Annotated in this window: 25 protein-coding genes and 1 tRNA gene; 5 read left to right on the top strand and 21 right to left on the bottom strand. The window is 72.3% G+C overall.

Annotation, left to right across the window (positions count from 1 at the left end; genetic code table 11):
- Window positions 1-169: 169 nt before the first annotated feature.
- From rplL to F1C15_RS13520, 12 genes are all read right to left on the bottom strand, one after another.
- Window positions 170-553: a 50S ribosomal protein L7/L12 gene (rplL, locus tag F1C15_RS13575; protein WP_056053063.1), complete on the bottom strand. Its 384-nt coding sequence runs from the start codon at window positions 551-553 to the stop codon at window positions 170-172.
- Between the two features lie 51 nt (window positions 554-604).
- Complete coding sequence (gene rplJ / locus F1C15_RS13570; protein ID WP_056053061.1) at window positions 605-1,120, bottom strand: 50S ribosomal protein L10; 516 nt, start codon at window positions 1,118-1,120, stop codon at window positions 605-607.
- Between the two features lie 254 nt (window positions 1,121-1,374).
- A complete protein-coding gene (locus F1C15_RS13565; RefSeq protein ID WP_082514256.1) occupies window positions 1,375-3,033 on the bottom strand; it encodes a cell wall metabolism sensor histidine kinase WalK in 1,659 nt (552 codons plus the stop codon).
- A complete protein-coding gene (locus tag F1C15_RS13560; RefSeq protein ID WP_235491201.1) occupies window positions 3,030-3,788 on the bottom strand; it encodes a response regulator transcription factor in 759 nt (252 codons plus the stop codon). The genes F1C15_RS13565 and F1C15_RS13560 overlap by 4 nt, the downstream gene beginning before the upstream one ends.
- Before the next feature lie 145 nt (window positions 3,789-3,933).
- Window positions 3,934-4,899, bottom strand: coding sequence for a PD40 domain-containing protein (locus F1C15_RS13555; RefSeq protein WP_185231791.1), 966 nt, complete (start codon window positions 4,897-4,899; stop codon window positions 3,934-3,936).
- Window positions 4,900-4,914: 15 nt separating this feature from the next.
- A complete protein-coding gene (locus F1C15_RS13550) occupies window positions 4,915-5,928 on the bottom strand; it encodes a sugar phosphate isomerase/epimerase (protein ID WP_056053051.1) in 1,014 nt (337 codons plus the stop codon).
- Window positions 5,929-6,065: 137 nt separating this feature from the next.
- The gene (locus tag F1C15_RS13545; protein ID WP_197981125.1) at window positions 6,066-7,109 is read right to left on the bottom strand and encodes a Gfo/Idh/MocA family protein; all 1,044 of its coding nucleotides are present in this window, start codon (window positions 7,107-7,109) and stop codon (window positions 6,066-6,068) included.
- Window positions 7,110-7,231: 122 nt separating this feature from the next.
- Window positions 7,232-8,071, bottom strand: a complete 840-nt coding sequence (locus F1C15_RS13540) for a carbohydrate ABC transporter permease (protein WP_056053048.1) — start codon at window positions 8,069-8,071, stop codon at window positions 7,232-7,234.
- Window positions 8,064-9,062 carry a carbohydrate ABC transporter permease gene (locus F1C15_RS13535; RefSeq protein WP_082514255.1) on the bottom strand — a complete coding sequence of 333 codons (999 nt, stop codon included), beginning with the start codon at window positions 9,060-9,062 and terminating at the stop codon, window positions 8,064-8,066. Before F1C15_RS13535 ends, F1C15_RS13540 begins: the two co-directional genes overlap by 8 nt.
- Window positions 9,063-9,139: 77 nt before the next feature.
- Complete coding sequence (locus F1C15_RS13530) at window positions 9,140-10,408, bottom strand: extracellular solute-binding protein (RefSeq protein ID WP_185231788.1); 1,269 nt, start codon at window positions 10,406-10,408, stop codon at window positions 9,140-9,142.
- A 243-nt stretch (window positions 10,409-10,651) separates the two neighbouring features.
- Window positions 10,652-11,806: a Gfo/Idh/MocA family protein gene (locus F1C15_RS13525; protein ID WP_056053041.1), complete on the bottom strand. Its 1,155-nt coding sequence runs from the start codon at window positions 11,804-11,806 to the stop codon at window positions 10,652-10,654.
- A complete protein-coding gene (locus tag F1C15_RS13520) occupies window positions 11,803-12,540 on the bottom strand; it encodes a sugar phosphate isomerase/epimerase (protein WP_255465284.1) in 738 nt (245 codons plus the stop codon). Before F1C15_RS13520 ends, F1C15_RS13525 begins: the two co-directional genes overlap by 4 nt.
- Window positions 12,541-12,714: 174 nt before the next feature.
- Between F1C15_RS13520 and F1C15_RS13515 the strand changes: the two genes are divergently transcribed.
- From F1C15_RS13515 to F1C15_RS13505, 3 genes are all read left to right on the top strand, one after another.
- The gene (locus F1C15_RS13515) at window positions 12,715-13,905 is read left to right on the top strand and encodes an ROK family transcriptional regulator (protein WP_185231784.1); all 1,191 of its coding nucleotides are present in this window, start codon (window positions 12,715-12,717) and stop codon (window positions 13,903-13,905) included.
- 88 nt (window positions 13,906-13,993) lie between these two features.
- Window positions 13,994-14,698: a YqaJ viral recombinase family protein gene (locus F1C15_RS13510; protein WP_235491144.1), complete on the top strand. Its 705-nt coding sequence runs from the start codon at window positions 13,994-13,996 to the stop codon at window positions 14,696-14,698.
- 157 nt (window positions 14,699-14,855) lie between these two features.
- Window positions 14,856-15,821: an NADP-dependent oxidoreductase gene (locus F1C15_RS13505; RefSeq protein ID WP_370543596.1), complete on the top strand. Its 966-nt coding sequence runs from the start codon at window positions 14,856-14,858 to the stop codon at window positions 15,819-15,821.
- 30 nt (window positions 15,822-15,851) lie between these two features.
- Here F1C15_RS13505 and F1C15_RS13500 read toward each other — a convergent pair whose 3' ends face one another.
- The 6 genes from F1C15_RS13500 to F1C15_RS13475 all read right to left on the bottom strand — a co-directional run bounded on the left by F1C15_RS13500 (window position 15,852) and on the right by F1C15_RS13475 (window position 19,589).
- A complete protein-coding gene (locus F1C15_RS13500) occupies window positions 15,852-16,388 on the bottom strand; it encodes a GNAT family N-acetyltransferase (protein WP_056053030.1) in 537 nt (178 codons plus the stop codon).
- Between the two features lie 135 nt (window positions 16,389-16,523).
- Window positions 16,524-17,213 (bottom strand): 50S ribosomal protein L1, encoded by a 690-nt coding sequence (rplA, locus tag F1C15_RS13495; RefSeq protein ID WP_043592944.1) that lies wholly within the window; start codon window positions 17,211-17,213, stop codon window positions 16,524-16,526.
- A gap of 100 nt (window positions 17,214-17,313) precedes the next feature.
- Complete coding sequence (gene rplK, locus F1C15_RS13490) at window positions 17,314-17,745, bottom strand: 50S ribosomal protein L11 (protein WP_056053026.1); 432 nt, start codon at window positions 17,743-17,745, stop codon at window positions 17,314-17,316.
- Window positions 17,746-17,923: 178 nt separating this feature from the next.
- Entirely contained in the window at window positions 17,924-19,012 is a 1,089-nt protein-coding gene (gene nusG, locus F1C15_RS13485; protein WP_056053024.1) for a transcription termination/antitermination protein NusG, read from the bottom strand.
- 86 nt (window positions 19,013-19,098) lie between these two features.
- A complete protein-coding gene (secE, locus tag F1C15_RS13480) occupies window positions 19,099-19,380 on the bottom strand; it encodes a preprotein translocase subunit SecE (RefSeq protein WP_056053021.1) in 282 nt (93 codons plus the stop codon).
- Between the two features lie 136 nt (window positions 19,381-19,516).
- Window positions 19,517-19,589, bottom strand: a tRNA-Trp gene (locus tag F1C15_RS13475).
- Window positions 19,590-19,745: 156 nt separating this feature from the next.
- Between F1C15_RS13475 and F1C15_RS13470 the strand changes: the two genes are divergently transcribed.
- A complete protein-coding gene (locus F1C15_RS13470; protein WP_185231782.1) occupies window positions 19,746-20,948 on the top strand; it encodes a pyridoxal phosphate-dependent aminotransferase in 1,203 nt (400 codons plus the stop codon).
- Between the two features lie 61 nt (window positions 20,949-21,009).
- On the opposite strand, the gene F1C15_RS13465 is transcribed toward F1C15_RS13470, so the two are convergent.
- From F1C15_RS13465 to F1C15_RS13455, 3 genes are read right to left on the bottom strand one after another with little or no spacing between them, the layout of a single operon-like run.
- Entirely contained in the window at window positions 21,010-22,074 is a 1,065-nt protein-coding gene (locus F1C15_RS13465) for a UDP-N-acetylmuramate dehydrogenase (protein WP_185234372.1), read from the bottom strand.
- Window positions 22,075-22,097: 23 nt separating this feature from the next.
- Window positions 22,098-22,529 (bottom strand): MaoC/PaaZ C-terminal domain-containing protein, encoded by a 432-nt coding sequence (locus F1C15_RS13460; RefSeq protein ID WP_185231780.1) that lies wholly within the window; start codon window positions 22,527-22,529, stop codon window positions 22,098-22,100.
- A complete protein-coding gene (locus F1C15_RS13455) occupies window positions 22,526-22,975 on the bottom strand; it encodes a MaoC family dehydratase N-terminal domain-containing protein (protein ID WP_185231778.1) in 450 nt (149 codons plus the stop codon). Before F1C15_RS13455 ends, F1C15_RS13460 begins: the two co-directional genes overlap by 4 nt.
- A 255-nt stretch (window positions 22,976-23,230) precedes the next feature.
- Here F1C15_RS13455 and F1C15_RS16255 point away from each other — a divergent pair, with 255 nt between their 5' ends.
- The gene (locus F1C15_RS16255) at window positions 23,231-23,440 is read left to right on the top strand and encodes a DUF3072 domain-containing protein (protein ID WP_056055668.1); all 210 of its coding nucleotides are present in this window, start codon (window positions 23,231-23,233) and stop codon (window positions 23,438-23,440) included.
- The last annotated feature ends 76 nt before the right edge of the window (window positions 23,441-23,516 follow it).

The following is a 23,516-nucleotide window of genomic DNA, read 5'->3' as shown; positions in this document are numbered from 1 at the left end:
CCTCCCGGCTGCGCGGGGCCTCCCGGCTGCGCAGGGCCTCCCGGCTGCCCGGCCCGCGAGACGGCTCCGGGTGCCGCCGCAGTGCCCCCGGGAACGGCGGAAGGCGCCGCCCCGAGGGGCGACGCCTTCTGCTGTGGTGCAGGAGCGGTGGGGCCGTGGGCCCCGCCGACTACTTGAGGGTGACGGTGGCGCCGGCAGCCTCGAGCTGAGCCTTCGCCTTCTCGGCGGTCTCCTTGTTGGCGCCCTCGAGGACGGTGCTGGGCGCACCGTCGACGACGGCCTTGGCCTCGCCGAGGCCGAGGCTCGTGAGCGCGCGGACCTCCTTGATGACCTGGATCTTCTTGTCGCCGACCGAGTCGAGGACGACGTCGAAGGAGTCCTTCTCCTCGACCTCTTCGGCAGCGGCGGCGGGGCCGGCGGCACCGGCGGCGGCGACGGGGGCCGCAGCGGTGACCTCGAAGACCTCTTCGAACTTCTTCACGAACTCGCTGAGCTCGATGAGCGTGAGCTCCTTGAAGGCCTCGATCAGTTCGTCCTGCGTGAGCTTCGCCATGGTGTTCTCCTTGTTGTGTTCTTGAAGTGGTGGTGGTTGCGACGACAGCTGTTAGCTGTCGGCGTCCTGCTTCGCGCGCAGCGCCTCGACCGTGCGGACGGCCTGCGAGAGCGGAGCCTGGAACAGGTAAGCAGCACCGAAGAGCGAAGCCTTGAAGGCGCCGGCCAGCTTGCCCAGCAGCACCTCCCGCGACTCGAGATCGGCGAGCTTGTTGACCTCGTCTGCCGAGAGAGGGTTACCGTCGAAGTAACCGTTCTTCACGATCAGAGCGGGGTGTGCCTTGGCGAAGTCACGCAGGCTCTTGGCGACGGTGACAGGGTCACCGTGCACGAAGGCGATCGCAGAAGGCCCGACGAGTTCGTCGTCGAACGAGCTGATTCCGGCGTTGTTGGCCGCGATCTTGCTGAGCGTGTTCTTCACCACGGCGTACGTCGCGTCTGCACTGATGGACTTGCGGAGCTCCTTGAGCTCAGCGACAGTGAGACCGCGGTACTCGGTGAGCAGGACGGCGGTCGAGTCACGGAAGTTCTCCGTGAGCTCGGCGACCGATGCTTCCTTGTTCGCCATGGCTCTCCTAAACGTGGGTGTGCCGGCAGCCCCCGGGACCTCGAGGCCCACGACACCGAGATCGGTGCCGGGGCAAAGAAAAAAGCTCCGGCGCGGGCGCACGGAGCTGAGTCTCTTCGAGAAGAGGAACGACTTCACACACCTGCGCTGGTCGCTCTCTCTCGAGAACCTTCGGTCTCCGTCTGTCTCAGCGAGGCTGAGCGCAGGCGATGACAACCGGCGGTCTTGGGCTGGGTACAGAGTAGACGCACGACTCACGCTCGCGCAAGTCGGGCCTCCTCGCCCTGCCCCTGCCCCTGCCCCGGCGCGGACCCGGTCATCGGCCCCGTCGCCCGCGACGTCGCCGCCGCGTCGGGCTCCGCCGGCCCCTCGAGCGGCAGGCGCACCGTGAAGACGGCACCCGCGGGGCTGCTCTCGACCGAGACGTGCCCGCCGTGGGCGTGCACGACCGCCTCGACGATGGCGAGGCCGAGCCCGGTCGACCCGGCCGTGCGCGACCGCGAGCTGTCGGCGCGCGCGAACCGCTCGAAGAGCACCGGCAGCACGCTCGGCTCGATGCCGGGGCCCTCGTCGGCCACCGTGACGAGCGCTTGGCTGCCCGACGGGTCGACGCCGAGCGCGACGTGCACCCTCGTGCCGTCGGGGGTGTGGGTGCGGGCGTTGGTCAGCAGGTTCGCGACGATCTGGTGGAGGCGCATGGCGTCGCCCGGCACGACGACCGGCCGGTCGGGCAGGTCGACGTCGACGGGGTGCGAGTCGCTGGCGACGTGGGCGTCGTTGACGGCGTCGAGCACGACGCGGGTCAGGTCGACGTCGCCGACCACCAGGTCGCGGCCCTCGTCGAGGCGTGCGAGCAGGAGGAGGTCCTCGACGAGCGAGGTCATGCGGACGGCCTCCGACTCGATCCGGCCCATCGCGTAGACGACGTCCGGCGGCAGGTCGGTGCCCATGCGTCGGGTGAGCTCGGCGTAGCCGCGCACCGACGCGAGCGGGGTGCGGAGCTCATGCGAGGCGTCGGCGACGAACTGCCGCACCTTGTTCTCGCTCTGCTGACGCGCCTCCAGCGCTCCGGCCACGTGGCCGAGCATGCGGTTGAAGGCCGCGCCGACACGGCCGACCTCGGTGCGGACGTCGGCGTCGGGCTCGGCGACGCGCTCGGCGAGGGCGACCTCGCCGCGGTCGAGCGGCAGCTCGGCGACGCGGAGGGCCGTGTCGGTCATCCGCTCGAGCGGGCGGAGGGCGTACCTGACGACGCCGTAGGCGATGACGACCGCGAGGGCGAGCCCGACGAGCGTGACCAGGGCGATGATCGTGACGAGGCTGGTGACCGTGCGCGACACGGTGTCGGTCGGCAGGCCCACCACCAGGGTCGCCGCGACGACGGTGCTGACGGAGGCGGAGCTCGTCCGGATCTGCACGGGCACGGCCTGCAGGCGGTAGCTGCCGAGGTCGCCGCCGAGGTCGGCGGTGACCGGCACGGCCGACTGCGCCACGCGCTGCACCGCCGTGTCGTCGGAGGTGCTCGTCTGCGTGGTGACCTGGCCGTCGTCGTCGATGTGCACCTGGACGACGCTGTCGCCCTGGAGGAGGGCGGTGAAGGTGCCGGGAGCCTGACGGGGCCCGCTGAGGTCCTCGTAGTCGGGCGAGACCGTCGGGCGGCCGCCCGTGCCCGGGCCCGACCCGGCGACCGCACGCTGCACGGCCTGCGACAGGTCGGCGTCGAGCTGGTTCATCAGCGACCCGCGCAGCGCCACCACGCTCACCGCGCCGATCACGACCGTGAGCAGCACGACGAGCGCGACGATGCTCAGGATCAGCCGGTTGCGGAGCGTCAGCGGGGCCCCGGGGGCGGGGACCCGGCCGAGGGCCCCCCGTAGCCGCCCGCCGACCCGGGCGGGCAGCGCGTCGCTCACGACGTGGGCTTGATGACGTAGCCGACGCCGCGCACGGTGTGGATCATGGGCTCCTCGCCCGCGTCGATCTTCTTGCGCAGGTACGAGATGTAGATCTCGACGACGCTCGACTTGCCGCCGAAGTCGTAGCTCCAGACCCGGTCGAGGATCTGCGCCTTGCTCAGCACGCGACGCGGGTTGCGCATCAGGAAGCGCAGCAGCTCGAACTCGGTGGCGGTGAGCTCGACCTCGCGGCCGGCGCGCGACACCTCGTAGCTCTCCTCGTCGAGGACGAGGTCGCCCACGACGATCCGCGAGTCTCCGTGCTCGCTGATCGCGGAGGCGGATCGGCGGATCAGGCCGCGCAGCCGGGCGACGACCTCCTCGAGGGAGAAGGGCTTCGTGACGTAGTCGTCGCCGCCCGCGGTGAGGCCCGAGACGCGGTCCTCGACGCTGTCCTTCGCCGTGAGGAAGAGGATGGGGGTGTCGTCGCCGCCCTGACGGAGCCGGCCGAGCACCTGGATGCCGTCGATGTCGGGCAGCATCCAGTCGAGCACGATGGCGTCGGGCTGGAACTCGCGGGCGAGGGCGAGCGCGCCCTGGCCGTCGGCGGCCGCCTTCACGTCGTACCCCTCGTAGCGGAGCGCCATCGAGAGCAGGTCGGTGAGGCTGGCCTCGTCGTCGACGACGAGGACGCGGAGGGGCGATCCGTCGGCCCGGGTGAGTCTCGGGGCGGCTGCGGTGGCGGGGGTCGAAGTGGTCACCTTCCCCAGTATCGAGGGATTCCTATGAGGCGGCTGTGGTGGCGCCATGCGTGAGCCGTGCACTCCTCACAGGGCTCTCATCGGCGGCGCACCGGGGTCGCACCGGGGTCGCGTCCGGGATGCACCGACGCGTGGCCTACGGTCGTGGCCCCTCCGCTCAGCCCCGCGGGTAGTCCGCGCAGGCGAAGCGCCGCGAGTCTGGCGCCCAGCACGGCACGTTGACCGTGCCCTGGCCGCCCTGCAGTGCCCGCAGGGTGCGCGGCTCGGAGCCCGGCACGGGCAGCCCGTCGTCGCCGAGCGGCATCGTCCGCAGCTCCACGTCGCGGTCGGCCGGGTGCCCGGTGGTGCCCGGCTCGTACGCCAGCCAGAGCAGCGTGCGGCCGTCCGGCGAGGGGTGGGGGAACCAGTTCACCCGCTCGTCGTCGGTCACCTGCACGAGGTCGCCGCCGTCGGCCGCGGCCCGGAACAGCCGGGCGTGCCCGGCGACGCCGCCGGAGGCGCGCTCCGAGTTCCACCACAGCCACCGGCCGTCGGGCGAGAACTCGGGGCCGTCGTCGGGGTGCTCGTCGGCGGTGACGGCGGTCGCGGTGCCGTCGGCCACGGAGACCAGCGCCACGTCCGTCCGCCAGCCGGCCCGCGCCTCCTCGCCGTCCGGGTCGTCGACCGGCGCCGGCAGGGCGCCGACGACCACGCTGAGCTGGGTGCCGTCGGGCGAGACGCCGTGCAGGTAGTTCTTGTGGTTCCTGCCCGGAGGGTGGTCGCGCGTCACCCGACGGGCGCTCCCGCCCGGCTCCACCCCGTCCCACGGCACCTCGTACAGGTGCCCGTCGCGCGCGCTCACCACGACGGTCCGCTGGTCGGGCGCGATCACGTGGTCGTTGTTGATCTCGGGCACGTCGCCGAGCGGCACGGGCACGAGGTCGGTCTCGTCGGCGTCGCGGGCGTCGGCCGGCAGGCGCCAGAGCAGGCCGTCGCCGTTGACGACGAGCCAGCGGCCGTCGGGGCTCCAGTTCGGGGCCTCGACGAGCACGCGCCCGCTGCGGAAGGCGACCTCGGCCTCGCCGGTGACGGCGTCGACGACGAGGAGGCGGCTGGTCTGGCCGGGGAGGAGGAGTCGGGGCACGGGTCGGTCTCCCTGCTACTGGTTCGAGAACGCGGAGTCGAAGGAGGCGGCGGGCCGCGGCCAGAGCAGCGAGCGCACGTGGGCCAGGGCCTCCGGGGCGCCGTGCAGGCGGTCCATGCCGGCGTCCTCCCACTCGATCGAGATGGGGCCGTCGTAGCCGACGGCGTCGAGGGCGCGGAAGGCGTCCTCCCAGTGCACGTCGCCGTGCCCGGTCGACACGAAGTCCCAGCCGCGGCGCGGGTCGCCCCACGGCAGGTGGGAGCCGAGCACGCCCGAGCGGCCCGACGCGGGGCGCACGCGCGTGTCCTTGCAGTCCACGTGGTAGATCCGCGACGCGAAGTCGGTGATGAAGCCGACGACGTCGACGCCCTGCCAGAGCATGTGCGACGGGTCCCAGTTGAAGCCGAACGCCTCGCGGTGCTCGATGGCCTCGAGCGTGCGCACGCTCGTCCAGTGGTCGTAGGCGATCTCGCTCGGGTGCACCTCGTGCGCGAACCGCACCCCCTCGGCGTCGAACACGTCGAGGATGGGGTTCCAGCGCGTGGCGAAGTCCTCGTAGCCGGCGTCGATGACGCTGGCGGGCACGGGCGGGAACATCGCGACGTACGGCCAGATCGCCGACCCGGTGAAGCCGACGACGGTGTCGACGCCCATCTTGCGGGCGACGCGGGCCGCCCGCTTCATGTCCTCCGCGGCGCGCTGCCGCACGCCCTCCGGGTCGCCGTCGCCCCAGGTCGACGGCCGCAGGATCGCCTGGTGGCGGAAGTCGATCGGGTCGTCGCAGACCGCCTGGCCCGTGAGGTGGTTCGAGATCGCCCACACGCGCAGGCCGTGGCGGTCGAGCACGTCGAGGCGCGAGCGGAGGTAGGCGTCGTCCTGGTCGGCCCGCTCGAGGTCGAGGTGGTCGCCCGAGGCCGCGATCTCGAGGCCGTCGTAGCCCCAGCCCGCGGCGAGCGCCGCGACCTCCTCGAGGGGCAGGTCGGCCCACTGGCCGGTGAACAGGGTGACGGGGCGGGAGCTCTCGCTCATGGGGTCCTCTCCGGGCGGGGCGGGCGGTGCGGCGGTGCGGGTGGTGCGGGTGGTGCGGAGGCGGGGTCGTGCAGGGCGGGCGGAGGCGGGGGTGCCGACCCGGCGTCCCCGCCAGCATGGCAGGGGGCGGGGCCCCGTCAGGGCACGTCGACCCAGCGACGCCCGGCCGCGGCGGCCAGGACGCCCTCGGTGACGCGGATCGCCCGGAGGCCGTCGTCGAAGGTCGGGAGCCCCTCGGGCGCGCCGCCGTCGACCGCGTCGTAGACGTCGGCGACGAACGCCGCGAAGGCGTCCACGTAGCCGAGCGGGTGGCCCGCCGGCACGATCGACAGGCGCGCGGCGTCGGGCGACAGGGCCGCCGCGTCGCGGGCCAGCACCTCGGTGCCGCGCCGCCGGCCGACCCACAGCGTCTCGGGCTCCTCCTGCGAGAACTCGAGGCTCTCGACCGTGCCCGCGACGTCGATGAGGAGGCGGTTCTTGCGCCCCGGCGCGACCTGCGACACGAAGAGGGTGCCGATCGCTCCCCCGACGGTCTCGAAGACGACGGCGGCCTCGTCCTCGGTGTCGACGGGCCGACCGCCGCGTTCGCGGTGCACGGTCGTGGTCGTCGACGACAAGCGCACGAGGCGGCCGGCGTCGCCGAGCACGAACTCGAGGAGGTCGACGAGGTGGCTGCCGATGTCGGCGAAGGCCCGAGACGGGCCCCCGGCGGCCGAGTCGACGCGCCAGTCGACGTCGTCGCTCTCGAGCAGCCAGTCCTGCAGGTAGCTCCCCCGGACGCTCAGCACCCGGCCGGTGTCTCCCCGGGCGATGCGGGCCCGCGCCTCCCGGACCATCGGGTGGTAGCGGTAGACGAAGGGCACCGCGGCGACGCGACCCGCGGCGGAGGCGGCGGCGACCAGCGCCTCCCCCTCCTGGCTCGTCGTCGCGAGGGGCTTCTCGCAGACGACGTGCTTGCCGGCCCGGAGCGCGGCGAGCGCGACCGGGGCGTGGCTGGCGTTCGGCGAGCAGACGTGCACGACGTCGACGGCGGGGTCGTCGACGAGGTCGGCGACCGACGCGTGCGCCCGGGCGACGCGGAGCGAGGCCGCCGCGCGGGCGGCGCTCTCCGGGGTCGACGACGCGAGGGCCACGACCTCGGCGCCGGCGGTGCGGGCGGCGGCGGCGTGGACGCGCGCCATGAAGCCGCCGCCCACGATGCCGACGCGGACGTGCCCGGGCCGGGAGGCGCCTCCGGCCTCCACGGCGGGGGCGGGGCGGGCCGCCCCGACCGTGACGACCGGGGCGGCGCCTCCCGGCCGGGTCACTTGACCGCGCCCGAGGAGAGCCCCGTGATCAGGTGCTTCTGCACGAGCATGAAGCCGATCAGCACGGGCAGCGAGACGACCACCGACGCGGCCATCAGCTGGTTCCAGTAGACGTCCTGCTGCGACGCGTACGCCCGGAGGCCGATCGACAGGGTCCGCGTGTCCTTGCTGGTCAGCACCGAGGCGAAGAGGACCTCGCCCCACGCCGTGATGAAGGCGTAGACCGCGACGGCGATGATGCCGGGCTTCGCGACGGGGATGATGACGCGGAAGAGCGCGCCGAGGCGGCCCGTCCCGTCGATCATCGACGCCTCCTCGAGCTCCTTCGGGATGGAGGCGAAGTAGCCCGTGAGCATCCAGATCGAGAACGGCAGGCTGAACGTCATGTAGGTGATGATCAGCCCGAGGTAGCTGCCCGTGAGCTGCACCCCGACCGTGCGCTGGATCTGCACGAAGATGAGGAAGAGCGGCAGCAGGAACAGGATGCCGGGGAACATCTGGGTCGACAGCACCACGAGGCTGAAGCTCCGCTGCCCGCGGAAGCGCAGGCGGGCCAGCGAGTAGGCCGCCAGCACCGCCATGGCCACCGAGAGCACCGTCGCCGAGACCGTGACGATGAGGCTGTTCTTGAAGTACGACGCCAGCGGCACGGTCTGCCAGATCTGCACGTACGGCTCGAGCGTGACCCGCGTCGGGATCCAGGTGAAGAGCCCCTGGACGTCGGCGAGCGGCTTGATCGACGTCGTCAGCACCACGTACAGCGGCACGACCACGACGAGCGACAGGAAGGCCAGCCCGAAGAACCGGAAAATCTTGAAGCCACGGGTCTCAATCATCGTGCTGTCCCTTCGGGAGAACCATGCGGATGTAGAACGCCGACGCGATCAGCAGGACGATCAGGAGCATCACGCTCATGGCGCCGCCGAGGCCGAAGTTCCAGTTGTTGAAGCTCTGCTGGTAGATCAGCGGCGAGATGAGCGTCGCCTGCTCGGGCGACGCCGGGCCGAAGAGCACGTAGGGCACGTTGAACTGGTTGAAGATCCAGAGGCTCATGATGAGCAGCAGCACGGCGTTGGCCGGCTTCACCATGGGCAGCGTGATCTGCGTGAACTGCTTCCAGAGGCTCGCGCCGTCGAGGCTCGCGGCCTCGTAGACGTCGCCCGGGATGTTCTGCAGCGCGGCGAGGAGCATCAGGAAGGCGAACGGCCAGAACTGCCAGGCCGTGACGATGACGATCGCCCAGAACGAGTTGCCGCCGAGCAGCCAGAAGGGGCGGTCCTGGAGGATGCCCAGGTCGTCGACCAGGAACCGGTTGATGGCCCCGTCGCGCTGGTTGAACATGAAGGCCCACGCGATCGTCCCGACGTAGGACGGCAGGGCGTAGGGCACGAGGAAGAGCGTGCGGAGGATCCCGCGGCCCTTGAACGAGCTGGTGAGCAGCACTGCTCCCAGCATGCCCATGCTCCAGGCGATGGCCACGACGATGACGGTGAAGAGCAGGGTGCGGCCGAGGGCCCCGTAGAGCTGGCCGGCGATCGGCGAGCTCGGGTCGAGGGCCGTGACGAAGTTGCGGAGGCCGACGAAGGGCGCGTTGACCCAGTTGGCGATGCTGAGCTGGTTGAGCGTGATGAACGCGATCCAGACGCCCAGCACCATCGGGATGATGTGGACGAGCAGCTCGGCGAGGGCGGCGGGCGCGACCAGGAAGTACGCGAGCGGCGAGCGGTGCGCCTTGCGCTTCTGGGCGGGCTGGAGGGGCGCCGCCTGGTGTCGGTCGGGCGGGGTCGCCTCCTCGGCGGGGGCGGGCGGCAGCAGGTTGACGGTCATGAGGGTCCTCTCGGGTGCGGGTGCCGGGGCGGCCGGTCGTGGTGACCGGCCGCCCCGGCGCGCGGCGGTGGGACGGGCTACTGACCCGAGCTCATCTGGCTGGCCGCGTCCTCGAGGGCCGACTTGACGTCGTCCTCGCTGACCGACTCGCCCTGGGCTGCAGACGCGAGGAGGTCCTTGATCGCCGTGCCGACGAGGGTCTCCATCTGTCCTTCAGAGGGGTAGAGGGGCATCGGCTGGGCGTGGTCGGCGAGCGTGACCTGCTTCAGCTTGATGGCCTCCGACTGGAACGCCGGGTCGTCGTACGCCGCCGTGACGACGGGCAGCGCGCCGAACGACTCGTTGAGGTACTTCTGCTCGTCGTCGCTCGTCAGGTGCTTCACGAAGTCGATCGCGGCGTCCTTGTTGCCGCTGTTCTCGAAGACGCTGATGTTGATGCCGGCGACGTGGCTCTGCGTGCCCTCGAGGCCGGTGGCGTCGGCGGACTCCATCGGCACCGGAGCGGCCGCGTAGTCGGTGAAGTCACGGCTCTTGAGGTTGTCGGTCGGGGCCTGGTCGAAGAACATCGCGGCCTGGCCGTCGGCGAAGGTCGCCGCCATGTCGGAGCCGTTGACGCTCTCCGCGTCGGAGGGCGAGACGACCTTGTCGACGGCCATCAGGTCGACCCACTCCTTGACGCCGGCGACGACGCCGTCGTTGCCGAAGTCGGGCTCGCCGTCCTCGTTGTAGAGCTCGCCGCCGTTCTGCAGGCCGCGGACGAACGCCTGGTGGGCGTTGTTCGAGATGCTCGAGCCCGCCATCGTGACGCCCCACTGGTCGATCTGCCCGTCGCCGTCGGTGTCGATCGTCAGCTTCTTGGCGTCCTCCACGAACTCGTCCCAGGTGGCGGGCGGCTCGGTGATGCCGGCGGCCTCGAACATGGCCGTGTTGTAGTACAGCGAGTACGCGAGGCCGTAGAGCGGCACGGAGGTCGGGGCCTGGCCCTCGGCACCGCCGGTCGCGAAGCTGGACTGCACGAAGCGGTCCTGGCCGCCGATGGCCTCGAGGGCGTCGCCCTCCCAGGGCACGAACGCGCCGCTGGACTGCAGCGACACCGCCCAGGTGTTGCCGATGTTGAGCACGTCGGGGCCCTCGCCGCTCGAGACGGCGGTGAGGATGCGGTTGTAGAGGTCGGACCACGGGATGACCTCGAGGTCGACCTTCACCCCGGTCTCCTCCGTGTACCGGTCGATCGACTCCTGAAGCACCTCGGCGTCGCGCTCGACGGTCGGTGCCTGGTTGCTGGCCCAGTACGTGATGGTCTCGTCGCCGCCGTCGCTGCCGCCGTCGGCGGAGCAGGCGGTCATCGACCCGGCTGCCACGACGCCGACGGCGAGGCGGCGACCCAGCGGAACTTCTTCGTGTTCATGTCTTCTCCTGGTGTCTCTTCTTCGAGAGGTCTCTTCATCGAGTGGGGGAAGTGCTGTGTTCGGGGTGCTGCGGTGGTGCTGTGCTGCGGGTGGTGCTGTCTCGGTGGTGGGCTGGTGAGGGGTGGGGGCGGGTGCCCCCGCGACGGGCCGGCCTCGTCGTCGACGCCGGCCCGTCGACGACTAGCTGAGGGTGGCGACCGACGGGTCCCAGTCCTCGGGCAGCTCGGGCGTCGGCTCGAGCGACGACGCCACGACGACGCTCTCGTCGCGCTCCGCCGACTCGGCGAGCGAGACCATGACGTCGAGCACGTGGAACGCGAGCTCGCCGGGCACCCGCTCGCGACGGCCGCCGCGGATGGCCTGGGCGAGCTCGGCGACGCCGGTGCCCCGGGTGAAGGTCGACCCCGACGCCGGCACGACGGTCGGCTCGTCGCCGCCCGTGTGCACCAGCGTGTCGCCGTCGAACATGTTCGGGTCGGGGAACACCGCGGTGCCCTCCGTCCCGGCGATCTCGACGAAGCCGGCGCGGGCGAGCTTCGAGTCGAAGCTGAAGACGGCCTGCGCGCTGGCGCCGCTCTCGAACTGGAGCAGGGCGCTGACGTGCGTCGGCACCTCCACCGGGAACTCCGTCCCGGCCTTCGGGCCCGAGCCGATGACGCGGGTCTCGCGGGCCTTCGACGACGTCGCGGTGACCTTCGCCACGGGGCCGAAGACCTGCACGAGGGTCGTGAGGTAGTACGGGCCGACGTCGAACATCGGGCCGGCGCCGTGCGCGAAGAGGAACTCCGGGCTCGGGTGCCATGACTCGGGGCCGGGCACCTGGAAGAGCGCGAGGCCGGTCAGCGGGGCGCCGATGTCGCCCTGGCGCACGACGCGGAGCGCCGTCTGCAGGCCCGCGCCGAGGAAGGTGTCGGGGGCGACGGCCACCCGGACCCCCGCCTCCTGCGCGGCCGCGAGCAGTCGCTGCCCGCTCTCGCGGTCGAGCGCGTAGGGCTTCTCGCCCCAGACGTGCTTGCCGGCGGCGACCGCGGCGAGGGCGACCTCGACGTGGGCGGCCGGGATGGTCAGGTTGACGACGATCTCGACGTCGTCGTGGGCGAGCAGCTCGGCGACCGAGCCGCTGCCGGGCACGCCCCACTTCTCGGCCTGGGCCGCGGCGCGCTCCTCGTCGATGTCGGCGATGAACAGCACCCGGAGGTCGGGGAACTGCGTGAGGTTGCCGAGGTACTGGTCGCTGATCACGCCGGCGCCGACGACGCCGACGCCGACCGGCCCCGTGCGCGGGGCTCCGGACGAGGAGGCGGTGGCCCGGTCGGCCGTGGTGGTGTCGGTCATGCGCGGACTCCCTGGAGGTACTCGAAGCTGTCGGTGAGGGCGGTGAAGACGTCGCCCGCGTGGTCGTCGAGCTCGACGACGGCGAGGGCCTGCGGCGCCGCGCGCAGGATGTCGCGGACGGGCATGCTGCCGCGGCCGACGGCGACCTGTTCGGAGTCGTCCTTCGTCAGGGGGCCGTCCTTCACGTGGAGGAACTGGACCTGGTCGCCCAGGCGGGCGAGGAGCTCGGCCGCGCCGACGCCGCCGACCTCGACCCAGTAGGTGTCGATCTCGAGCACGACGGTCGGGGGCAGGGCCGCGGCGAGGACCTCGAGGGCGGGGGTGCCGTCGATGGTGTTCTCCAGCTCGAAGGCGTGGTTGTGGTAGCCGACCGTGAGCCCGTGCTCGGCGGCCTGCTCGGCGATGCGCCCCAGGTCGGCGGCGACCGACTCGACGTCCTCGCGGGTGATCCACCGGGTCTCGTCGACGTGCGGGTCGATGACCGTGCCGACGCCGAGGCGGACGGCCGCGGCGAAGATCGGCTCGAGGTCCTGGCCGACGAGCTTGGCGTGGGCGCTCGGCGCGGTCAGCCCGGCCGCCGGCAGCGCCTCGGCGTACTCGTCGACGCGCTCGACGAAGCCCCAGGGCTCGACCTGCGTGAAGCCGATGTCGGCGAGGCGGCGGAGGGTGCCGGGCAGGTCGGCCGCGATGGCGTCCCGCACCGTGTAGAGCTGGACCGAGATCGGTGATGTCACCTGGGAGACTCCTCTTCGAGTAGGTGGATGCGGGTGGTCCACCCCCCGACGGGGGTCGATCACCGCTGATCGAGACCGACGATAGGACCACTTCTGTCGGAGCGCAAGCAAAAGTCGACGAATCATCGCCACCCTTGTCTCGAACGTCGTCGGGGCCTGTGCTTTACTGCCTTCATGTCCGACACGACGCGGCCGTCCGCCCTCGGCAGCACGGGAGCCAGCGAGCTCTTCCAGCTGCTGCGCGACGGCAGGCCTCGCACCCGGGCCGAGCTCGCGGCCATGACCGGTCTCGCCCGGTCGACGGTCGGGCTCCGGCTCGACGCGCTGAGCGCCCTCGGTCTCGTCGGCCCCTTCGCCGACGCCGTCTCGACCGGTGGTCGCCCGCCGTCGCGCGTCGCGATGATCCCGTCGGCCCGCGTCGTGCTGGGCGCCGACTTCGGCGCCGGGCACCTCACGACGGCCCTCACCGACCTGATGGGCGAGGTGCTGCTCAGCCGCCACGTCGAGCTCGCCATCGCCGACGGGCCGGAGGCCGTGCTGACGACGATGGTCGCCGAGGCGGACGCCCTGCTCGCCGACCTCGGCCGGAGCCGCGACGACCTGATCGGCGTCGGCATCGGCCTGCCCGGCCCCGTGCAGTTCAGCACCGGCCGCCCGGTCAACCCGCCGATCATGCCCGGCTGGGACGGGTTCGACGTGCCCGGCTGGGTGCGGCGCCACCTCGACGTGCCCGTGCTCGTCGACAACGACGTCAACATCATGGCCCTCGGCGAGCGGAGCCACGCCTTCGCCGGCACCGACCACTTCCTCTTCGTCAAGGTCGCCACGGGCATCGGCTCGGGCATCATCTCGAGCGGGCGCCTGCAGCGGGGTGCCCAGGGCATCGCCGGCGACATCGGCCACGTGCAGATCCCCCGGGGCGCGGGCATCCCCTGCCACTGCGGAAACGTCGGCTGCCTGGAGGCCGTCGCCTCCGGCCCCGCCATCGCCGCCTCGCTGCGCCGCACCGGCCGCGACGTGCCGGGCGGCAAGGAGGTCATCGACCTCGTGCGCGCCGGCGACCTCGACGCGATCATGGCCGTCCGCCAGGCCGGGCGCGACCTCGGCGAGGTGCTGACGGCGTGCGTCAACCTCATCAACCCGTCGGTGATCGCCATCGGCGGCTCGATGGCCCAGGCCGGCGAGCACCTCATCGCCGGGGTCCGCGAGGTCGTCTACTCACGCTCGATGCCCCTCGCCACCGAGCACCTCAGCATCGTGCAGTCGCGGGCCGGCGACCGCGCCGCGATCATCGGGGCGAGCATGCTCGCCATCCACCACGCGCTCTCCCCCGCCGCCATCGACGAGCTGGCCGCCGCCGTCTAGGCCGGTCGCCCCGCCGGCGTCGCACGACGTCGAGACACGAGGAGGCGCGGTGTCGCGCCCGCCGCCGGTCCGGTGAGAGCATGGAGGCATGTCGATCGTCCAGCCCATGCTCTCCCTGTGGGACGACGAACCGACCCCGCCCGCGCCTCCGGCACGGCCCGCCCACGAGCAGCGCGTGCTCGCCGACTCGAGCGACCGGATCGCGTGGCTCCGGGCCCGCAGCCGCGGCATCACCGCGACCGACGTCGCACGGCTCTCGAGCCCGCGGGCCGTGCAGGCCGTGGTGCTCGACAAGCTCTACGGCAACGGCTTCGGCGGCAACGCCTACACCGACCACGGCCGGGCCCGGGAGCCCGAGATCGCGCGCTGGGTGCTCGCGGAGCACCGCATCGCCCCGAGCTCGAAGCTCTTCCACGCCGCCGACCGGCCGCGCCACCTCGCCACCCCCGACGGCGTGGCCGTCCGGGCCGACGGCGCGGTGGAGCTCTGCGAGATCAAGACGACGAAGAAGGCGTGGACGAGCATCCCCCGCTCGTACCTCCGCCAGGTGTTCTGGCAGCAGTACGTGCTCGGGGCGGAGCGCACGCTCGTCGTCTGGGAGCAGCACGTCGACTTCGTGCCGCTCGACGCCGTGCCGATGTGCCGGTGGGTCGACCGTGACGACGACGAGATCCACCGTCTCGTGGGCCTCGCCGACACCGTGCTCGACACCCTGGCGCGCCAGGCGCCCGTCGACCCGTTCGCCCCGGGCGTGCGGGCCTACGAGCCGCCGCCCTACGACCCGCTGCGCTGATCCGCTCGCGCTGACCCGCTGCCCTCCCCCTCGACCGCGGCGAGGTTTTCCGCCCCCGTGACGCGGCCGAAACACGACCGACCCATCCGCCCTGTCTGATGGGTCGTGCAGGGAGCCTGCTCGTCACCGAGCGCTCCGCGACGACAGGGAGGGTGCGATGACGCACACGACGATGCGGGCCATGGTCATCGAGCGGACGGGCGGGCCCGAGCAGCTCGTCGCGGCGGAGGTGCCCGTGCCGACGCGGGTCGGCTCGGAGGTGCTGGTGCGGGTGCTCGCCGCCGGGGTCAACCGGGTGGACGCGGAGGCGCGGGCCGGCCTGGGCGACAGCGCCGGCGTCCCGGTGTTCCCGGCCGTGCTCGGGCACGACTTCAGCGGCGTCGTCGTCGAGGTGCCGTACGCAGCGCACGCGCTCCACGTGGGCGACGCCGTCTACGGCATGGCGCCCTTCCCCCGCGCCGGCGGCAGCTACGCCGAGTACGTCAGCGTGCCGTCGTCGTCCGTCGCGCGGAAACCCGCGACGCTCTCGCACGTCGAGGCCGCGGGCGTGCCGCTGGCCGCCCTCACCGCCTGGGGCATGGTGGTCGACGTCGCCAAGGCCCACGAGGGCCAGCGCATCCTGGTGCACGCGGGGGCCGGGGGCGTGGGGCACTTCGCCGTACAGATCGCCGCCTACTTCGGGGCGCACGTCGTCGCGACCGGCTCGCAGCGGAACGCGGGCTGGCTCCGCGAGCTCGGGGCCGCCGAGGTCGTCGACTACGACGCCGTCGACCTCGAGCGGACGGTGCGGCACGTCGACGTCGTGGTCACCCTCGTGGACGACGTCGCGGTGGCCGAGGCCAGCCTGCGCGTGCTGCGGCCCGGCGGCGTCGTCGTGCACGCGCCCACCGCCTCCTTCGCCGGGGCCTCCGTCGCGGCCGAGGCCGCCGGCGTCCGGACCACCGGCTTCGCCGTGAGCCCCGACGCCGCGACCCTCTCGGTCATCGCCCGGCTGCTCGACTCGGGCGACCTGCGCGTCTACGTCGACGACGTCTACGACCTCGACGAGGCGGCCGACGCCCACACCCGGCTTGAGCGCTGCCACACGCGCGGCAAGCTCGTGCTCCGCGTCGCCGACGAGTGACGTCGCGTCGGGCGGGGCCCGTGCGGGGGCCTAGAGGCGACGCTCGAGCACGAAGTCGGCCTGCGGGTCGTCGCCGAGGGCGAAGGTGCGGGTGCCGACGCGCTCCAGGCCGTGCTTGGCGTAGAAGCGCAGTGCACGGTCGTTCTGCTGGTTGACGCCGAGCCACACCGAGGAGGCGCCCGTCGCGCCGGCCGCGTCGAGGGTCGCGGCCATCAGGGTCGACGCCGCGCCCGTCCCGTGCCCCTGGGGCATGACGTAGAACTTGCTCAGCTCCACCGTCGGCCGGGACGACACGGCGGCGGCGACGTCGGCGTCGGCGGGGTCGCCCGCCACGAGCATGCTGTAGCCCAGGGCGCCCGTCGTGGCCGGGTCCACGGCCAGCAGCACCGTCCGGGAGTCGTCCGCGAGGTACCGCGAGAAGGCGTCCTCGGACAGGGTCGTCGTCACGACGCGCGCGATGTCCGTCAACGACGAGCCGGGCGGGCAGGCCAGGGGGAAGGTCACCGCCGCCACCTCGGCGAGCAGGGCGGAGTCGGCGGGCATGGCGGGGCGGACGATGACGGTCATCTGCCCATGGTGCCGCACCCGCGCCTCCTGTCCTGACCACAGATGCCCCGGCACGTGTCGACGGGCACGACGAAGGCCGCCCCACTCGAGAGAGGGGCGGCCTTCGGGAGACACTGCGCTCTGGGTCGGTGAGACCTAGAAGACGTTGATGTCGAGGGGGATGCCGGGACCGAAGGTCGTCGACAGCGTGCCCTTGGTGATGTAGCGGCCCTTGGAGGAGGACGGCTTCAGACGGACGACCTCTTCGAGGGCGGCGTCGAGGTTGGTGTTCAGCTGCTCTTCCGAGAAGCCGGCCTTGCCGATGACGAAGTGCACGTTGCTGTGCTTGTCGACACGGAACTCGATCTTTCCGCCCTTGATGTCGTTGACGGCCTGAGCGACGTTCGGGGTCACGGTGCCGGTCTTCGGGTTGGGCATGAGGCCGCGGGGGCCGAGCACCTTTCCGAGACGGCCGACCTTGCCCATGAGCTCGGGCGTGGAGACGGCCGAGTCGAACGACGTGTAGCCGCCGGCGACCTTCTCGATGAGCTCGTCGCCGCCGACCTCGTCGGCACCGGCCGCGATGGCGGCCTCAGCGGCGGCACCCGTCGCGAAGACGATGACGCGAGCGGTCTTGCCCGTGCCGTGCGGGAGGATGACGGTGCCGCGCACCATCTGGTCCGCCTTGCGGGGGTCGACGCCGAGCTTGAGCGCGACCTCGACGGTCGAGTCGAACTTCTTCGAGCCGGTCTCGCGGGCGACGGCGACGGCCTCGCTGGTGCTGTAGAACTTGCCTGCCTCGATCTTCTCGGCAGCGGCGCGGTACGCCTTGGACTTCTGAGCCATGTTGGACCTCTTCGTACTGGGGACGTGGTAGCGAGCCTGGCCGGCTCTCCCACTGGTGTCTGGGTCGTGCAGGCGGGTCGCCTGAACGGAGGGGTGCTGCTTAGGCGTCGACCGTGATGCCCATGGAGCGGGCGGTGCCGGCGATGATCTTCGCCGCGGCGTCGATGTCGTTGGCGTTCAGGTCGGCCTGCTTCGTCGTGGCGATCTCGCGGACCTGCTCCATGGTCAGCGTGCCGACCTTGGCGGTGTGCGGGGTCGAGGAGCCCTTGGCGACGCCGGCAGCCTTCTTGATGAGCTCGGCGGCGGGCGGGGTCTTCAGGACGAACGTGAACGAGCGGTCTTCGTAGACCGTGATCTCGACCGGCACGACGTTGCCGCGCTGCGACTCGGTCGCGGCGTTGTAGGCCTTGCAGAACTCCATGATGTTCACGCCGTGCTGACCCAGGGCCGGGCCGATGGGCGGGGCGGGGTTCGCGGCGCCGGCGTTGATCTGAAGCTTGATCAGACCCGTGACCTTCTTTTTCGGTGCCATTGTTCTTTTCCTTCTTCTGGGGTTCGAGCCGACGGCGGCTGCCGCTGGCTCTCCCGGTGGCCCGTGGGGACGGACTCCGGTGAGGTGTCAAGACTGGGGGGAGGTGCGGACGAGGCCGGCACTCGACACAGCGTACTGGACGAGGGCGTGGATCACACCCCCGACGGGCGACGTGGTGCTAGAGCTTGGTGACCTGGTCGAAGCTGAGCTCGACCGGGGTCTCGCGCTCGAAGAGCGAGACGAGCACGGTGAGCTTGCCGCTCTCGGGCTTGATCTCGTTGATCGTGCCGGGGAGGCCCGCGAACGAGCCCTCCTTGATCGTGATCGTCTCGCCGATCTCGAAGTCGACCTCGGCGGGGATGACGCGCTGGGTCTGCTTGCCCTTGGCGCCGCCCTTCGCGGTCGGGGCCGCCTCCTGCACCTGGACGAGGCTCTTCAGCATGTTGAAGGCCTCCTCGAAGCGGAGGGGCGTCGGGTTGTGGGCGTTGCCCACGAAGCCGGTGACGCCGGGGGTGTGGCGGACGACCGACCAGGAGTCCTCGTTGAGGTCCATGCGGACGAGCACGTAGCCGGGGATCCGCACGCGGGTGACCAGCTTGCGCTGCCCGTTCTTGATCTCGACGACGTCCTCCATCGGGACCTCGACCTGGTAGATGTAGTCCTCCATGGTCATGGAGACCATGCGGTTCTCGATGTTCTGCTTCACGCGGCGCTCGAAGCCCGCGTAGCTGTGGATGACGTACCATTTGCCGGGCTTGCCGCGCAGGTCGTAGCGGAACGCCTCGTACGGGTCGACCTCGGCCTCGTCGTCGACCTCCTCCGACTCGACGTCGACGGCGACGTCGTCGAAGGCGGCCTCGGCGTCGGCGTCCTGAACGGACTGCTCGGCCTCGGCGATGACGGCGTCCGCGCCGCTGGCGTCGCCCTCGGCGGCCAGCTCCTCCGCCTCGCTGTCGGCCTCGTCGTCGGTCGCCTCGACGGCGGCCTCCGCCTCGGCGGCGTCGTCGATGTCGAGCGCGTCGTCGACGACGGCGTCGGCCTCGGGGTCGGACGCCTCGGCCAGGGTGTCGAGCAGCTCGTCGAGGTCGCCCGAGTCGTCGGTGCCCTCGTCGCCCTCGTCGACGATCGAGATCGCGCTCTCCTCCGCCGAGCCCGCGTCACCGTCGGTGTCGACGTCGAGGACGTCGCCCTCCTGGGTCTCGCCGACCTCCGAGGACTGCTCGGCGGCGGGGGCCAGGTCGATGTCGTCGCGCTCGTTCTCAGGCAAGGGTTCTTCTTCCGTTCGTGGGGTGTCGGGCTGGCGACCGCCGCGGCGGTCGCGCGGCGCGGTCGAGGGGACCGCGCGGTGTCGTGTCAGCTGCCGGTCGGGCCGTTGCCGAAGACGTACCCGACGGCGAGGCCGAAGAGGGAGTCCAGGCCGGTGACCAGGGCCATCATGATGACGACGAAGACGAGCACGACGCCCGTGTAGCTCAGGAGTTCTCTGCGGGTCGGGGTGACGACCTTCTTCAGCTCACCGATCACCTGACGGATGAACAGCGCGATGCGCGCGAAGGGGCTGCGCCGGACGGCGACGTCGTTCTTCGCCTTCTCGACGACGTCCTCACTGGGGACGTCGAGGTCTTTTCTCGCCACTGTCTGGGTACCTTCCGAGCTCGGCCCGCGGGGCCTGGTGTCCGATGGACGGACAGTCGTCCGGGGACCGGACGGTCGTCCGGTGTCCCGGGCCGCCGCTCTGACTAGTGTCGGTCGCGACGACCCGGCCGGGCTGCAGGGCGGACAGGACTCGAACCTGCAACCTGCGGTTTTGGAGACCGCTGCTCTACCAATTGAGCCACCGCCCTTCGGGCTGACGATCAGGGCCCGGCGACACCGTGAGGCGCGCAGGAACTCCGCGCTCGTCGGCGCCTCGGCAAGTGTAGGCGAACCCCGACCGCGGTGCAAAGCCGACGGGCGGAGGCCCTGCCGCCTCCGGGGCCGCCGCAGCTAGGCTGACCCCCGTGACCACGCCAGCGCGCCGCCTCTCGTCCCGCATCGCCTCCATCGCCCCGTCCGCGACGCTCGCGGTCGACGCCAAGGCCAAGGCCCTGCTGGCCGAGGGCCGGCCGATCATCAGCTACGGCCCGGGCGAGCCCAACTTCCCGACCCCCGACCACATCGTCGAGGCGGCGGTCGCGGCCGCCCGTGACCCGCGCAACCACCGCTACACCGCCGGGGCCGGCCTCCCCGAGCTGCGTGAGGCGATCGTCGAGAAGACCCTCCGCGACAGCGGCACGGCGGTCACGGCGAGCCAGGTCGTCGTCACCAACGGCGGCAAGCAGGCCGTCTACCAGGCCTTCGCCGCGCTCCTCGACGAGGGCGACGAGGTCCTCCTCCCCTCGCCGTACTGGACGACGTACCCCGAGGCCGTGAAGCTCGCGGGCGGCGTCACCGTCGAGGTCTTCGCCGGCGCCGACCAGCAGTACAAGGTCACGGTCGACCAGCTCGAGGCCGCGCGGACGAGCCGGACGAAGGTCCTGCTGTTCTGCTCCCCCTCCAACCCCACCGGGTCGGTGTACACGCCCGACGAGGTGGCCGCCATCGGCCGCTGGGCCGTCGAGGCCGGCGTCTGGGTCATCAGCGACGAGATCTACCAGGACCTCACCTACGACGGCGTCGAGGCCGTCTCGATCACCGCCGCCGTGCCCGAGGTCGCCGACCAGACGATCCTCGTCAACGGCGTCGCGAAGACCTACGCCATGACCGGCTGGCGGGTGGGCTGGATGGTCGGGCCCGCCGACGTGATCGCCGGGGCGTCGAACCTCCAGTCGCACCTGACCTCCAACGTCTCCAACGTCTCCCAGCGCGCTGCCCTCGCGGCCCTGACGGGCCCGCAGGACGACGTCGAGGCCATGCGCCTCGCCTTCGACGCCCGCCGGGCCGTGATCGTCCGCGAGCTGAACGCCGTCGACGGGATCGTCACCCCGACGCCGCAGGGCGCCTTCTACGTCTACCCCGACGTGCGGGGCCTCCTCGGCCGCGAGTGGGCCGGCAGCACCCCGACGACGTCGCTCGAGCTCGCCGACCTCATCCTCGAGCACGCCGACGTGGCCACGGTGCCCGGCGAGGCCTTCGGCCCGAGCGGCTACCTCCGCCTGTCGTACGCCCTCGGCGACGACCAGCTCCTCGAGGGCGTCCAGCGCCTCCAGCGCCTGTTCTCCTAGGTCGGCCGGGGCCGGGGCCCACCGGGTCGGCCTGCTCCGGGCAGGTCTCGGCCGGGCCGACCTAGAGCGAGAGGCCGAGCAGCACGGGCTCGGGGTGCAGCACGACCCCGAACTCGGCCGAGACGCGCTGCTGCACGAAGCGCGCCAGCTCGGCGACGTCCGCCGCGGTGGCGCTCCCCCGGTTCGTCAGGGCGAGCGTGTGCTTCGACGAGATCGCCGCGCCGGAGCCCGGCAGCCGGAACCCCCGGCCGATCCCGGCCTGCTCGATCAGCCAGGCGGCGCTGAGCTTCACCAGGCCCGACGACGGAGGGGGCGGCGGTGCGGGCGCGTCGCCCAGGGGGACGACCCGCGCCTCCGGCTCCGGGTCGACGGGCCAGCGCGGCGCCGCCGACGGCAGCGCCGAGGCGACCTGACGCGGCACGATCGGGTTCGTGAAGAACGACCCGCACGAGGTCGCGTCGGCGTCGGCGGGGTCGAGCACCATGCCCTTGGAGGCGCGGAGGGCCAGCACGCTCGCCCGCACGTCGGCGACCGGCACCCGGTCGCCCAGCCCCACGCCGAGCGCGGTCGCCAGCTGCGGGTACGAGACCTGGGCGCTGGTGCCGCCGTCGTCGACGAGGGCGAACTCGACCGCGGTCACGACGCCGCGTCGGCCGCGCTTGAACACGCTCGTGCGGTAGCCGAGCCCCAGGTTCGCGGCCGGGACGCGGACGAACTCGCCCGTCTCGGCGTCGAGGAAGTCGACCGAGACGAGCGTCTGGGCGACCTCCTGGCCGTAGGCCCCGATGTTCTGGATCGGCGAGGCGCCCGTCGAGCCCGGGATGCCGCTGAGGGCCTCGAAGCCCGACCAGCCCTGGTCGACGGTGTGGGCGACGAGGTCCTCCCACGGCTCGCCCGCCGCGACGCGGAGGCGCACGCGGCCGTCGACGTCGTCGAGGCGCTCGACTCCCCGGGTGGCGACCCGGAGCACGGTGCCGTCGAAGCCCTCGTCGGCGGCCAGGGTGTTCGAGCCGCCGCCGAGCACGAACCAGTCGTCGCCGTCGGCCGTGACCTCCCGGGCGAGCTCGACCAGCTCGTCGGTCGTGGCGGCCTCGACGAGCCGCCTCGGCTCGCCGCCGACGCGCATCGTGGTCAGGTCGGCGAGGGAGGTCACGCCAGCGTCACCACGACCTGGGCCTTGCCGAGCACGGTCTGGCCCGCGGACGACACCCGGAGGTCGATGCGCGCGGTGCCGGCCTCGGCGTCCAGCGCGCCGACCGTGGCCGTGACGGTGATCTCTGCTCCGTCGGCGGGGTCGACGACGACGGGTCGCGTGAAGCGCACCTGGTAGTCGCTGACCCAGCCCAGCACGCCGGCGTCGTCGCCCGCACCGTCGAGCCACTCCACGACGGGCTGCACGGCGGTGCCCATCGTCAGCATGCCGTGGGCGAGCACGCCCGGCAGGCCGACCGACTCCGCGACGTCGTCGCGGTAGTGGATGGGGTTGAAGTCGCCGGAGGCGCCGGCGTAGCGGACGAGGGAGTCGCGGGAGACCGCGTAGGACTTCTCGGCGACCACGAGGCCGACCTGCAGGGCGCTCACGCGTCGTCCCCCCGGACCACGAGGGTGGAGACGGCGGTCACGACGTGCGCGCCGGTCTGGTCGACCATGGCGGACGACGCCGTGACCATCGCGTTGCCGCCGAGGGTCTTGACGCCGGTCACCGTGAGGGTGGCCGTGAGCTCGTCGCCGGCGACGACCGGTCGCGAGTAGCTGAAGCGCTGCTCGCCGTGCACCACGCGGGAGAAGTCGATGCCGGCGCCCGGCTCGGCCAGCAGCTGCGCGAGCGTGGCCTCCTGCACGACGACGGGGAAGGTGGGCGGGGCGACGAGGTCGGCGTGGCCGGCGGCGCGGGCCGCCTCGACGTCGAGCGAGAGCGGGCTCGTGGACGCGGTGGCGCGCGCGAACTCGCGCACCTTCTCACGGCCGACGAGGTACGGGGCGGTCGGCGGGAAGACCCGCCCTCGGAGCTCGGGGTTCACTGGCACCCGTCGAGTCTAGCCAGGGCCGTCGTCCGGGGAGGGCGGAGGCCCTTCGTCCAGGGAGGGCGGAGGCCTTTCGTCCCAGGAGGGAGCGGGGCTTTTGTCGGAGGGGCGGCGTACGTTCTCCCCATGAGCGACGCCAACATCGATCCCGACATCACGCCCGTCGATCCCGCGGCCCCCGAGGCCGACGAGAACGCTGCCCCCGGCCCCGCCGAGGGCTCCGACCAGTCGCAGGGCACCCCGCCCGCCGGCGCCACCCTGGGCGGCGAGCGCCCCGACTCCTCCAACACCGCCTCGAAGGACCCTGAGCAGTGGGTCACCGGCGACGAGCCCATCACCGGCCCGCAGGCGAGCTACCTCGACACGCTGGCCCGCGAGGCCGGCGAGGAGCTCCCGGCCGACATGACGAAGGCCGAGGCCAGCGAGAACATCGACCGCCTGCAGCAGAAGACCGGTCGCGGGGCCTGATCCCCACCGGGTGACCCCGGGCCCGTGGGGCCAGGGGTCACCCCCGTTCCGCCCGTCGGGCTCCCCGGCCCCACCC

It is taken from the genome of Frigoribacterium sp. NBH87, assembly GCF_014217665.1.
GTDB classification, from domain to species: domain Bacteria; phylum Actinomycetota; class Actinomycetes; order Actinomycetales; family Microbacteriaceae; genus Frigoribacterium; species Frigoribacterium endophyticum.
Note: the sequence above shows the minus strand (reverse complement) of the source record. Positions and strands in the feature narration are given on the sequence as shown.